Source organism: Streptomyces sp. RGM 3693, from assembly GCF_050471125.1.
Taxonomy (GTDB): Bacteria; Actinomycetota; Actinomycetes; order Streptomycetales; family Streptomycetaceae; genus Streptomyces.
In genome coordinates this window covers 313,443-326,044 of record NZ_JBMPPQ010000005.1, presented here as the reverse complement: position 1 = coordinate 326,044, position 12,602 = coordinate 313,443, and the positions used below count along the sequence as shown (strand labels likewise).

General features: G+C 71.9%; 11 protein-coding genes. 7 read left to right on the top strand and 4 right to left on the bottom strand.

Annotated elements, in window-relative coordinates; translation table 11 throughout:
* The 3 genes from ACO0M4_RS40895 (at position 1) to ACO0M4_RS40885 (ending at position 2,986) form a co-directional block, all read left to right on the top strand.
* Complete coding sequence (locus ACO0M4_RS40895; RefSeq protein ID WP_430376347.1) at positions 1 to 732, top strand: ABC transporter permease; 732 nt, start codon at positions 1 to 3, stop codon at positions 730 to 732.
* Positions 733 to 756: 24 nt separating this feature from the next.
* Positions 757 to 1,722, top strand: a complete 966-nt coding sequence (locus tag ACO0M4_RS40890; protein ID WP_430376346.1) for an ABC transporter substrate-binding protein — start codon at positions 757 to 759, stop codon at positions 1,720 to 1,722.
* A 64-nt stretch (positions 1,723 to 1,786) separates the two neighbouring features.
* The gene (locus ACO0M4_RS40885) at positions 1,787 to 2,986 is read left to right on the top strand and encodes a hypothetical protein (RefSeq protein ID WP_430376345.1); all 1,200 of its coding nucleotides are present in this window, start codon (positions 1,787 to 1,789) and stop codon (positions 2,984 to 2,986) included.
* Positions 2,987 to 3,184: 198 nt separating this feature from the next.
* On the opposite strand, the gene ACO0M4_RS40880 is transcribed toward ACO0M4_RS40885, so the two are convergent.
* Together ACO0M4_RS40880 and ACO0M4_RS40875 are read right to left on the bottom strand one after the other, a co-directional pair.
* Positions 3,185 to 4,327: an NADH-quinone oxidoreductase subunit D gene (locus ACO0M4_RS40880; RefSeq protein ID WP_430376344.1), complete on the bottom strand. Its 1,143-nt coding sequence runs from the start codon at positions 4,325 to 4,327 to the stop codon at positions 3,185 to 3,187.
* 85 nt (positions 4,328 to 4,412) lie between these two features.
* Complete coding sequence (locus tag ACO0M4_RS40875) at positions 4,413 to 5,588, bottom strand: SAM-dependent methyltransferase (protein ID WP_430376343.1); 1,176 nt, start codon at positions 5,586 to 5,588, stop codon at positions 4,413 to 4,415.
* A 300-nt stretch (positions 5,589 to 5,888) separates the two neighbouring features.
* Here ACO0M4_RS40875 and ACO0M4_RS40870 point away from each other — a divergent pair, with 300 nt between their 5' ends.
* From ACO0M4_RS40870 to ACO0M4_RS40860, 3 genes are all read left to right on the top strand, one after another.
* Entirely contained in the window at positions 5,889 to 7,094 is a 1,206-nt protein-coding gene (locus ACO0M4_RS40870) for a sensor histidine kinase (RefSeq protein WP_430376342.1), read from the top strand.
* A 466-nt stretch (positions 7,095 to 7,560) separates the two neighbouring features.
* A complete protein-coding gene (locus ACO0M4_RS40865) occupies positions 7,561 to 8,244 on the top strand; it encodes a response regulator (protein WP_430376341.1) in 684 nt (227 codons plus the stop codon).
* Positions 8,245 to 8,438: 194 nt separating this feature from the next.
* Positions 8,439 to 9,134 (top strand): glycoside hydrolase family 75 protein, encoded by a 696-nt coding sequence (locus ACO0M4_RS40860; RefSeq protein WP_430376392.1) that lies wholly within the window; start codon positions 8,439 to 8,441, stop codon positions 9,132 to 9,134.
* 169 nt (positions 9,135 to 9,303) lie between these two features.
* On the opposite strand, the gene ACO0M4_RS40855 is transcribed toward ACO0M4_RS40860, so the two are convergent.
* The gene (locus ACO0M4_RS40855; RefSeq protein WP_430376340.1) at positions 9,304 to 10,413 is read right to left on the bottom strand and encodes a DUF5937 family protein; all 1,110 of its coding nucleotides are present in this window, start codon (positions 10,411 to 10,413) and stop codon (positions 9,304 to 9,306) included.
* 100 nt (positions 10,414 to 10,513) lie between these two features.
* Here ACO0M4_RS40855 and ACO0M4_RS40850 point away from each other — a divergent pair, with 100 nt between their 5' ends.
* The gene (locus ACO0M4_RS40850; protein WP_430376339.1) at positions 10,514 to 10,876 is read left to right on the top strand and encodes a hypothetical protein; all 363 of its coding nucleotides are present in this window, start codon (positions 10,514 to 10,516) and stop codon (positions 10,874 to 10,876) included.
* A 264-nt stretch (positions 10,877 to 11,140) separates the two neighbouring features.
* Here the strand turns inward: ACO0M4_RS40850 and ACO0M4_RS40845 are convergent, their stop codons facing one another.
* Positions 11,141 to 12,541, bottom strand: a complete 1,401-nt coding sequence (locus ACO0M4_RS40845) for a threonine aldolase family protein (RefSeq protein WP_430376338.1) — start codon at positions 12,539 to 12,541, stop codon at positions 11,141 to 11,143.
* Between the last annotated feature and the right edge of the window lie 61 nt (positions 12,542 to 12,602).

Sequence of the window (12,602 nt, the reverse complement as noted above, 5' to 3'; positions counted from 1 at the left end):
GTGGACGCGATCACGGGGGCCTGGCAGTGGCTGACCACGGCCGCCAACTGGGCCGGGGAGAAAGGGGTGTGGCACCGTCTCGGTGAGCACCTCTGGCTGAGCGGGCTCTGCCTGCTCCTGTCCTGTCTGATAGCGCTGCCGGTGGCGCTGTGGCTCGGCCACATCGGCAAGGGCGGGGCGTTGGCGATCAACGTCTCCAATGTGGGGCGCGCGGTGCCGACGTTCGCGGTCCTGGTGCTGCTGACGTTGAGCCCGCTGGGGACGCACGGCGACTGGCCGACGGTCATCGCGCTGGTGCTGTTCGCGGTGCCGCCGTTGCTGACCAATGTCTATCTGGGCATACGGGAGGCGGACCGCGATGTGGTCGAGGCGGCCCGGGGGATGGGGATGTCGGGCCCGCAGCTGCTGCGGCGGGTGGAGATACCGCTCGCCTATCCGCTGATCATGACGGGCCTGCGGTCGGCCGCCGTCCAGGTGGTGGCCACGGCGACGCTGGCCGCGCTGGCGGGCGGCGGGGGCCTGGGCCGGATCATCACCGCCGGGTTCGGCAATTACGACACCGCGCAGGTGGTCGCCGGAGCGGTGCTGGTGGCGCTGCTGGCCCTGGTGGTGGAGGGGGTGCTCGTGCTGGTGGACCGGGCCTTCGACCCGATGCGGGGGCGGCGGCGCGGGCGGCCCGAGAAGGCCCCGGCCCCGGCCCGGACCCGACCCGAGACGTCTCAACCGACCTGATCCGAACGGACGGAGTGGAATTTCATGAGTAGCACAGCACGCGCGGTGCGTACCGCGCTCGCCGCCGGGACCGTGGTGGCGCTGGCGACCGGGCTGGCCGCATGCGGCGGGCAGAGCCTGGAGCAGAAGGGCGGCCAGGGCAAGGGGGGCGGGAAGGGCGAGATCGTCATCGGCTCGGCCGGTTTCACCGAGTCGAAGGTGCTCGCCGAGATATATTCGCGGGTCCTCGCCGATGCCGGTTACCAACCGCGGGTGCAGACGCTGACCAATCGCGAGCTGTATGAACCGGCCCTGGAGAAGGGCCAGATCGATGTCGTTCCGGAATATGCCTCCACCCTTGCGGAATTCCTCAACGCGAAGAAGAACGGCGTCAAGGCGAAGCCCGTGGCGTCCAGCGACATCGACAAGACGGTGGTGGAGCTCAAGAAGCTCGCCGAGCCGCGCGGTCTGAAGGTGCTGACGGCGGGTGCGGCCACCGACCAGAACGCGTTCGCGGTCACCAAGGAATTCGCCGCCGAGCACAAGCTGAAGACGCTCTCCGACCTGGGACGTTCGAAGGAGAAGATCAAACTCGCCGCGGGCGAGGAGTGCGAGACGCGGGTGTTCTGCAAGCCCGGCCTGGAGAACACCTACGGCATCGCCGTCGAGGGCATCGATCCCAAGGGCGTGGGGACCCCGCAGGCCAAGCAGGCGGTCAAGGACGGCACCGACCAACTGGTGCTCACCACCACCACGGACGCCACTCTCGACAACTTCGGTCTGGTGCTTCTCCAGGACGACAAGAAGCTGCAGAACGCCGACAATGTGCTGCCAGTGCTGAATGCCGAGAAGGCCGGCGACAAGGAGATCGAGACCGTTCTCAACAAGATCACGAGCGTGCTGACGACCGAGGACTTGATCAACTTGAACCGCAAGGTCGATGCCGAGCGCTTGAAGCCCGCCGATGTCGCGCAGGCGTATTTGGAGTCCAAGGGACTGGTCAAGAAGTAACCAGCGGGAAACGGATCCGTATGCGGGGCCCCATAGGTCTCGCACGCACGGTAAGTTTCTGGCCATGCCACGAGGACGCCACCGCCATTCCCCACCCCTGCACCGGCTGCTTCCTCCCGCGACGGTCGCCGGTGCGTCACTTGCCTGTGCCGCGGGCGCGTGGTTCGTCGGCGACGACCTCGTGCAACGGGTGCTCGCCGCCGGTGCCGCGGCCGCCGCGCTCACCGGCGCCGTCCTGCTGCGCACTTGGGACCGCAAGGCCGGCAAGCGGGTCGCCGAGCTGACCCGGGCCCGGGCGCGCGACGAGTGGCGCACCGAGGAGCGGGTCGCAGAACTGGAGACGGACGTCGAGGAGTCGCGCGAGATCCGCGCCGCCCTGGACGCCAAACTCCGCGCCAAGCGCGCCGAACTCGCCCGACTGCGCAGCGAACACGCCGCCCTGCTGCGGCGTTACGCCACCGCCGAGACCGAACGGGCCAGCGCCCTGGAGGGCCGCCGGCTGCTTGCCATCGAGGCCGGGCAGCCGTCCTCCGGCGGCGAGCTCGTCCCGGCCCGACGTGAGCCGGCGGCCGGCGACGGCCGCCCCGCACCGGCCGCCCAGGCCGCGGACGACCCGTCCGCGGCCCGTCCGGTCGCCACGTTCGCGCAGGCGGACCGGGCCCTGCGCGAGCTGGCCCGCAACGCCGCCCGACAGCGCGCCGCCGCCCAGGGCACCGGCCAGGACGGCACCCAGGCCCAGGGGAAGCCCGGGGCGACCGGCCAGGGGAAGCCCGAGGCCGACGACCAGGGGAAGACCGGGGCGGCCGCCGCGCAGGGGGTGGGCGGACCCGCGCTCCGCCCGGTGCCGGCCGCCGCCGCGATCGCCCCGCCCCGCCCGGCCGTGCCCCGCACGCTGGGCGGCTTCGACTTCTTCGGCAACACCAACGTCCCGCAGCACCAGCTGACCGCCCCGCTGGAGGAGGACCTGGCGGACGTCGTCGGCGACGAGGCGGTCGCCGAACAGTCGGCGCGCGCGGAGGCCCGGACGGACGCCCGCGCGGTGCTTCCGCCGGCCGCCGACGGGACCGCCGCCGCGCCGCGCAAGGAAGCCGGGGACGCGGAGCCCGGCAGCGCGGACGGCGACGAGCCGTCTCACGGCGCGGCATCCGGCGGCGCGACCGCCGACGGGGAGACGACGCACGGTGCAGGTGAGGTCATCGACCTGACCGCACACGACGAGACCGAACAGCTCGATCTCGCCGAACTGCGCAGCGCCATCTCCTGAGCGCGGGAAGACCGTAGACGTAGCGAGCGGCGGGGAGTTCATCCAAAGGCTGTGGATGAACTCCCCGCCGCTGTGCTGTGTGCGTGGGCGTCCGCCGGTGCGCGCTCCGCGACGTCGGTGCGGCGTCGGTGCGCCTCCGATGCGCCCCTGGTGCGCCGTCGGTACGACGCCGATACGTCGACGGCCGTGGCGGCCCGACTACTTGTCGATGTCCCCCACCACGAAGAACATCGACCCCAGGATGGCGACCATGTCAGCCACCAGGGTTCCCGGCAGGAGTTCCATCAGCGCCTGGATGTTGTTGTACGACGCGGAGCGCAACTTCAGGCGGTACGGGGTCTTCTCGCCCTTGGAGACCAGGTAGTAGCCGTTGATGCCGAGCGGGTTCTCGGTCCAGGAGTAGGTGGTGCCCTCGGGGGCCTTGAGGACCTTGGGCAGCCGCTGGTTGATCGGGCCGGGCGGCAGCTCCGCGATCCGGTCCAGGCAGGCGTCGGCGAGGTCGAGGGAGACGTGGGTCTGCGCCAGCAGGCACTCGAAGCGGGCCAGGCAGTCGCCCTCCTCCCGGGTGACCACCTTGAGGACGTTCTGGAGATCGCCGTACGCGAGGTAGGGCTCGTCGCGCCGCAGGTCGAAGTCGACGCCGGACGCGCGGGCGATCGGCCCGGAGACGCCGTAGGCGTGGACCGCCTCGCGGGTCAGCACGCCGATGCCGCGGGTGCGGCCGCGGAAGATCTCGTTACCGAGGACCAGGTCGTCGAAGACGTCCATACGGGAGCGGACGTCGGCGACGGCCTGCCGGGCCCGGCCGAGCCAACCGGCGGGCAGGTCCTCCTTGAGGCCGCCGACGCGGTTGAACATGTAGTGCATCCGGCCGCCGGAGATCTCCTCCATGACGGTCTGGAGCTCCTCGCGCTCCCGGAAGGCGTAGAAGACGGGGGTGATGCCGCCGAGCTCCAGTGGGTACGAGCCGAGGAACATCAGGTGGTTCAGGACGCGGTTCAGCTCGGCGAGCAGCGTCCGGGTCCACACCGCGCGCTCGGGGACCTCCATGCCGAGCATCCGCTCGACGCCGAGCACCACGCCCAGCTCGTTGGAGAACGCCGACAGCCAGTCGTGGCGGTTGGCGAGCATGATGATCTGGCGGTAGTCGCGGGCCTCGAAGAGCTTCTCGGCGCCGCGGTGCATGTAGCCGATCACCGGCTCGGCGTGCCGGATGCGCTCGCCGTCCAGGATGAGGCGCAGCCGCAGCACGCCGTGCGTGGAGGGGTGCTGCGGGCCGATGTTCAGCACCATGTCGGTGCTCTCCGCCGCGCCGCCGATGCCGACCGTCGTCTCCGTCATGGGGACAGTGTCGCAGGGCGGGACGGTGCGGAGGAGGGCGGTCCGTGGTGTGGAACGGGCCCGCTCAAGGGGCGGGCCAGGGCGGTCAGGCGGTGCCGTCGGAGGTGAGCAGACCGGCGCAGGCGGTGCCGCCGACCGGCTCCAGCAGCCAGCCGAAACCGCCCAGGCCGGCCGGGTCGGTCAGTTCCGCGGCGGCACCGGCCGCGCCGAGCGCCCGTAGGTAGCCGGCCGGGTCGGTGGTGGCCAGGGACAGCGGCGGGCGCCGGCCGGCCACACCGAGGGCGTGCAGGGCGGCGCGCTGGGTCAGCCGCTCGGCGGCGGGGCCGGCGCAGGCGTCCAGCGCGACGTGTGCGGTGAGGTCGCAGCTGCCGTCCGGGACGGGGCGGACCTCGCGGCCCGCCCGGAAGCCGGTGAGGGTGCCGAAGGGCGGGCGGTCGGCGCGGCCGTGCGCGTAGTCGACGGCGACCGCGAGCCCGGTGCGGAGGGTGCGGACGGCGCGCGCCCACGCGGCGTCCCGGGGGCGGCCGATCTCGGCGCGCAGCCCGGGGGCGGGGTCGGCGTCGGCGGCCTCCGGTGCGGGCCGCGGCCACCAGCGGGCGAGCCACTCCGCGTCCGGGCCGTCAACCGGTGCGCCCAGTCGTTCCGTGCCGTCGGCCCGTACCTCGACGCGGCGTGGCACCCCGTCGGCGTCCGTCTCGACGACGTCCACCGGGACGTTGTCCAGCCATTCGTTGGCGAAGAGCAGGCCGGTGAGCGAGGCCGGTGCGGGGAGTTCGGCGAGCCAGGTGATGCGGGGGTCGAGGTCCTGGGGGCGTGCGGCGCGTTCAACGGCGTACGGGCGGGTCCGCGCGCTCACTTCCTCGGGCAGTGCGGCCAGCACGCCGCTCAGCAGCTCGCCGCGGCCGGCGCCGACGTCGATCAGCGCCAGTTCGTCGGGGTGCCCGAGCGCGGTGTCGACCCGGCGGAGGAGGGTGGCGACGGCGTCGGCGTACAGCGGGGAGGCGTGGACGGAGGTGCGGAAGTGGCCGGCGGGGCCGGGGCCGCCGGGGCGGGTGTAGAAGCCGTCGGGGCCGTAGAGCGCCCGCTCGGTCGCCTCCTGCCAGCCGCGCCAGGTGTCGTCGGGCGCTTCGTGGGAAGCGTCGGCGGGGGGCTCGGGGTGGGCGGGGTGGCCGGGGCTGGGAGTGCCGGGCGCGGCCGGGTCGGCGGCGGGGCGGTGGTTTTCGGCCGCAGCCCGTCGGGCGTGCCGGTGCTCGTTTGCCACGTACCCACGTCCCTCTCTCGTCACGTGCACCACGGTACGGGGGACGGTTCGCGGGGCGAGGGGTCGACCCGTGGTGTGGTGGTCGGCCTACGGTATGAGGCGGTGCGGGAACGAAAAGCCCTGTTCAGGGACGTTTTTCAGGGATCGGTACGTGGGCTTCCGCATCGCGTGATCATGGGTCAACCCCGAGGGCGACACAATTGGCGCACGCGGCCTCCACCTAGGGGAGTAGGCCCCACTGAAGAGGATCGCCCCTCCGGTTGACTCCGCAGCCCGTCCGGGCTGCCTACGCTGGGTTACGTGCAGCGCCTCTATGACTTCTTCCGCAGGCACCCGACGGGAGTGGACAGCTTCTGGGCTTTCCTCCTCTTCGGGTTCACCGGGTTGTGGGTCATCTCCCGGTCGGGCATCGAGGGCAAGGTCATCGGTCTGGTCTTCAGTACCGGCCTGTGCCTGGTCATCGCCCTGCGCCGGAAGTACCCGGTCAAGATGTTGCTGCTGGCCGCCGCCCTCGGCGTCGGCCAGCTGATCTTGAACGTTCCGCCCAACATAGGCGACTTCGCGCTGATGGTGATCATTTACACCGTCGCCTCCGAGACCTCGGCCCGCCGCTGGGCCTCACGCTTCGCACTGGCCGGCGCGCTGATCGGCCCCGGCCTGTCCCAGTTGCGCTTCCGGGAGGGCCCCCTCGCATTGCCGGTGTGGGCGGTGGTCTTCTTCATGGTGTTGCTCACCGTGCCGTTCGTGCTGGCCTGGGTGCTCGGCGACTCGATACGCACCCGCCGCGCCTACTGGGCCCAGCTGGAGGAGAAGGCCACCCGCCTGGAGAAGGAGCGCGAGGCCCAGTCGCGGATCGCGGTCGCGGCCGAGCGTGCCCGGATCGCCCGTGAGCTGCACGACGTCGTTGCGCACAACGTCTCGGTGATGGTCGTCCAGGCCGACGGCGCCGCCTACGTCCTCGACGCCGCGCCCGAGCAGGCCCGCCAGGCGCTGGAGACGATCTCCGGCACCGGCCGGCAGGCGCTGGCCGAGATGCGCCGGCTGCTGGGTGTGCTGCGCACCGGCGAGCAGGCCGAGGGCGGGGAGTACGTGCCCCAGCCCGGCGTCGAGCAGCTCGCCGACCTCATCGACCAGGTCCGGGGCGCGGGGTTGCCGGTCGACTTCCGGGTGGTCGGCGAGCCGCGTCCGCTGCCCAGCAGCGTCGAACTGACCGCGTACCGCATCGTCCAGGAAGCACTGACCAACACCCGCAAGCACGGCGGCCCCGACGTCAGCGCCACCGTCCGCCTCACCTACCGGGACGGCGACCTCGATCTGCTCATCGAGGACGACGGCCGGGGCGCGCAGCACGAGCTCTACGAGTCGGGCGGTGCGGACGGGCTCGGCCACGGCCTGATCGGTATGCGCGAGCGGGTCGGCATGGTCGGCGGGATCCTCGACGCCGGGCCACGGCCGGGCGGTGGCTTCCGGGTCAATGCCGTGCTGCCGCTCAAGGCGGAGCGGTGAGCCGCCGGATCGCGCCAGCGGACGGTCGGCTGGGTCGGCGGCCGGCTGCCGGGCGGACGGCTGCCGGCTGGGGCGGCGCGCTGTGGTCCGGTTCTTATGGTTCTTCCGCTTCTTTCGGTTCCTCCACTTCTTTCGGGCGGCGCAGGTCCGCTCGGTCGATTGCCGCTCGGCCGGTTGCTACCTCGCTGGCTGCCGTGCGGCCGGTTGCCACCTCGCCGGTTGCCGCTCGGCCGGTTGTCACATGGCCGGTTTCGCCATTCCGCGGTGGCCTAGGGGCCGGCTCTTCCGGAGGGCTCGGCGCCGCGCGGACCGATCCGGTTCGCCCCGGTCCCGTACGGTGTCACGCCATGCGCTCCGGCCTCGTTCGTCTCCACCCGGTTCGTCTCCACCTTGTTCGTTGCGGCCTTGTGCCTTGTGTACTTCCGTCTCGTCCGCCCCAGCTGACCCGTGAAGGGATCTCCCTGCCATGACCATCCGCGTGATGCTCGTCGACGACCAGGTGCTGCTGCGCACCGGCTTCCGGATGGTGCTGGCCGCACAACCCGACATGGAAGTCGTCGCCGAGGCGGGCAACGGGGCGGAGGCCCTGGAGGTGCTGCGGTCCGCCGAGGTGGACGTGATCCTCATGGACGTCCGGATGCCGCACCTCGACGGCGTCGAGGCCACCCGCCGGATCTGCGGGGGCGGACAACCGGAGGGCGCCCCGAAGGTCCTCATCCTGACCACCTTCGACCTGGACGAGTACGCCTTCTCCGCGCTGAAGGCCGGGGCCAGCGGCTTCATGCTCAAGGACGTGCCGCCGAACGAACTCCTCGCCGCGATCCGCGCGGTGCACAGCGGGGACGCGGTCGTCGCGCCGTCCACCACCCGCCGCCTCCTGGACCGCTTCACGCCGATGCTGCCCGCCACCTCCGGTGAGCCCGCGCGACCCGAGTTGGAGCGGCTGACCGACCGTGAGCGGGAGGTGCTGCTGTTGGTCGCGCAGGGGCTCTCGAACGGTGAGATCGCGGCGCGGCTGGTGCTGTCCGAGGCCACGGTCAAGACCCATGTGGGCCGGATCCTGACGAAGTTGAGTCTGCGGGACCGGGTGCAGGCGGTGGTGCTGGCGTATGAGACGGGGCTGGTCCGGGCCGGGGGCGCCGGAGCGTAGCGGGGGCGACCGGGTCAGCCGGGTCGACCGGGTCGACCGGGTCGGTTGTGCCACGGGATCGGCCCGGTCCGTGCGCCGGGAGCGGTGGCCGGAGCGATGGCCGGTACGGGCATTGACGCGGACACGTAAACAAGACCAGATTGGCGCGCGGTAAGGAAACTTTCCTAACAGAAGGGTTCCCCGTGCGCAGAAGCATGCTCGCCCTCGCCACCGCCTCCGGCGCCGCACTCCTCGCCGCCGCGGCGCTTCCCGCCACCGCCCAGCCGGCCGCGCACCGCGCCGCGCCGCGCGCCGCCCTTCAGGAAGGCTCGGTCTCCGCGGCCCAACTGCTCGCCAAGCTCAAGGACTGTACGCAGCTGTCGAACGGCAAATACAGCACCGACGAGGGGACCCCGGCCACCGTCCCGGTCTGCGGTAAGAACGGCGCCGTCTTCTGGAAGGCCGACATGGACGTCGACTGCGACGGGCAGATCACCGCGCAGTGCAACGCCGACACCGACCCCTGGTTCCAGGACGACACCGCGTTCCCCCAGTCCGACGGCAAGCCCCTCAACGCCGCGAAGCTGCCCTACGTCGTGGTCCCCAGCGTCAGCAACATCTGGAACTACCAGTCCGCGGGCATCAAGGGCGGCGGCGTGGTCGCCATCCTCTACAACAACCAGGTCGAGTACGCCGTCGTCGGTGACACCGGCCCCAACAAGATCATTGGGGAGGCGTCCTACGCGGCCGCGAAAGGGCTGGGCATCGACCCCAACCCGGAGACCGGCGGCGCGGATTCGGGCGTCACCTACGTGTTGTTCAAGAACTCCCAGGCTTCGCCCATCGAGAGCCACGCCGACGCGGTCAGCCGCGGCGACGCCCTGGCGAAGAAGTTCCTACAGGAGAACTGACGGGGGGAGGGGCGAGGGGCGCGGTGGTGAGGGGAGACGGTGGGGGTAGGGGCGGCTGGGTTTGGGGTCTGGGGAGGGCGCGGATGGGCGGTGAGCCGGAACGGTTGTCCGCTCCGCGCCCCCGTCCGTCCGGCCGTCCAACGGCGTCTGCTCGGCGCGGTACGCGCTCCTAGCGCAGTACGCCCTCAAGGAAGTCGCTGCCCAGCCGGGCCACCACCTGGAGGTCCAACTGATGCAGGACGTAACGCCCGCGGCGCCGGGTCTGTAGCAGTCCCGCCTTCTTCAGTACCGCGATGTGCCGTGACACCTCCGGTGCCGTGATGCCGAACGTGGTCGCCAGCTCCCCCGTCGTGTGCGGACCCCGCGACAGGGTGCGGCACAGCCGCATCCGCATCGGGTGACCGAGCGCCTCCAGCCGCTGCTGGACGAGTTCCAGCGTGGCGGGGGCCGGCAACTCCGGGCTGGCAACCGGGTATTGGAGCACCGGGCGCCAGCCGGGAGCGTGGCTGAACAGCAGATGCGGCCAGCCGAACGACGTCGGAAGGAAGGTGACGCCGGGATCGGCGGGGTCGGCGAACCCCGTCGTACGGCCACTGGCCAGCTTGTCGACCAGGATGCGGGTGGTGCCGCTGCCGTCCTGGGCCTCGTCCAGCCGCAGCGCCAGCGAGGTCGCGGTCAGCGTTTCGGCGAGGCCCTTGCGGCGCAGCAGCTCGGTCTTGTGTCGGGCGTCGGCGGCCAGTTGGATGCTCACCCGCCGCCAGATGTCCCCGAAAAACGCATCCTCGCAGTCCTCGAAGAGACGGCGCAGCCACACCCGCAGGCCGTCGGGGTCGGTCAGCATCCGGTCCGTGAACGCCGCCTGCCGCGGGCCGCGAGCCGCCGCCATCTCCCGTACGCGCGCCCGCTCGCCCTCGTCGACCAGGGGCGACGGCGTGGGCCGGGTGTACTTGGGCGAGCAACTGATCTCGAAGGCGGCGGCCACGAACCGCTCGTCGTCGATCTTGTCCAGCTCGTCCAGTTCCTCGGCCAGCGTTGCTCCGGGGCGGGTGGGCAGCAGGATGTCGGAGCGGGCGGACCGCCACAGGAAGTCCGCCTCGCACAGCCGGTCCGCCAGGTCGGTCTTCAGCCCGGCGTTGGTCGCGGTGACCCAGCCGTGCAGCCCGGGGTGGTGACCCGGCTCGGACAGCGCGTGCAGCGCCGCGCCCAATTCGGCCAGCGGAGAGGGCGCGAAGACGATGCGTTCCAGCGGTAGCCCGGTGATGTCGATGACGTTGGACATGTGTCCATCATGCGTGAGGCCGTGACCTGCAACGTCGTCGATTGACGGCTCTCGTCAATCGACGCGCCAGGGGACGCCCGGCCGTCCCACAGTGAGGGCCATGGACACCACGCAGCAGCACCTCCTCGACAGCTACCGTGCCGCCCAGCGAGGCGAGGCCGTCCCGCCCGCACCGGGCGAGGCCACCGTCCGCACCGCCCGGGAGATCCAGCAGTGGCACCGCTTCCAGGCCGTGGTCACGGATCCCGCGGAGCGCTGGTGGGGGCGCGACGGGCGGCTCCTACGAGGGGCCGCGGCACTGCTGGCCCGCCGCACCCGGCCCCTGCACGGCCACACCGCCACACCGACCTGGTCCGGCCCCGGGCAGCCGCCCGCCGAGCGCGCGGGCAGCCACCACGTGGGCTCGAACCGTGCCGCAACCGCCCTCGCGGAACCGTGCAACGCGGGTCCGAGCGACACCTGAGCGGACCATGCGGGAGCGGGCTATGAGGGAGCGGCCATGCGATAGCGGGAACGATGCGCTGTCGCTGTCGCTGTCGCCGGGATCGGTGAGCCGTAGCCGTCACGGTTTCGATGAGCCGTAGCCGCCACGGCAACGATGAGCTGTTGCCGTTACCCGTCACCCGTCACCCGTCACCCGTTACCTGTCACCCGTTACCCGTCACCCGTCACCCGTTACCCGTCACCCGTTACCCGTCACCCGTCACCCGTCACCCGTCACCCCCGGTCACCCGTCGATGCGTCGGATGAAGTCGCCCACCGCCGTGCGTATCTCCTCCGCTGTCCACTCCAGTGCGGGGGATGCGACCGTCACCTCCGTCATTGCCACGCCGGGCGGTCCGGCCGAGCCGGGCTCGTACCACTTGCGGAACAGCGTCGTCCTGGTTTCCTCCGCCTGGCGGGTGCCCGCTTCGGTCAAGACCTCCGGTGGGTGCGGCAGCCATACCTGGAATTCATGGGTGTACGGCTCTTCGGGATGCACCCGGAACCAGGGCACGCCGGCCTCCGCCAGGCCCTCCCGCAAGGCCCGGGCGACGACCTTGGCCTGCGCGACGTACGCCGGCAGTCGGGGCAGTTCGTGGTCGAGTCCGGCCAGGGCGGCGAGTGCGGTCGGCCACTGCTGGAACAACTGGCCGCCGTAGCGGTGCCGCCAGGCGCGGGCCTCTGCGACGAACTCCTCGGTGCCCGCCAGGGCGGCGCCCGCTATGCCGTCCAGCGACTTGTAGAAGGAGACGTAGACGCTGTCCGCGAGGGCGGCGATCTCCGGGAGCGACCTGCCGAAGTGCGGAGCGGACTCCCACAGCCGGGCGCCGTCGAAGTGCACCACCGCGTCCAGGTCCCGCGCCGCGGCGACCACCGACTCCAGCTCCTCCCAGCTGGGGAGGACGTATCCGGCGTCCCGCAGCGGGAGTTCGAGGGTGAGGGTGCCGAACGGCTCCTGGAGGTCGTAGATCTCGTCGGCGGTCGCCAGACGCGGGGCGGTCGTCGGATGCACCATGCGCAGCCCGCTGACCACCGCATAGGCATCGCGCTCATGGACCTCCAGGTGGGACAGCGGGTGGCCGGCGACCGTCGCATTGCCGGTGCGGCCTGCCCAGCAGCGGAGCGCCACCTGCTGCGCCATCGTTCCGGTCGGGAAGAACACGGCGGCCGCGGTGCCCAGAGCGTCGGCGGTCCGGCGCTCCAGCTCGCCGATGATGCTGTCGTCGTCGCCGTAGAAGTCCGTCCAGTCGTCCAGGTCGTATACGCCGGGGGCGTCGGCCGTCAGGCGGGCCAACCGCTCGGCGATCGTCTCCGGTGGGCGGGCGCCGGACAGCGTCCGCACCGAGCCGCGGTACGCGGCCAACCGCCGGGCCCGCTCGTCCACCGCGCCGTCCGGGTCGTCATCCGTTGCCGTCTCCACCGGGCCGTCATCCGTCGCGGTCTCCACCGGGTCGTCCGTCGTCGTGGCCGCCGCGGGGCTGCTCCCCCTGTCGTCGACGGCCGCCTCCGTCGCGGCCCCGGCCCCGCCTGCCGCAGCCGCTCCCGCGCTCCCGGTCGCCGTCCGCTCATCGTCCCCGCCGGTGTGCTTCCCGTCCTCGACCGGCGGCTTCCCGGTCTCCGTCGTGTGCTTCCCGCCCTCGGTCATGGCCCCCGCCTCCACTTCGTCCCGCGCCGTCCGCGCGTGGTGTCGAAACCGATCATCGCGC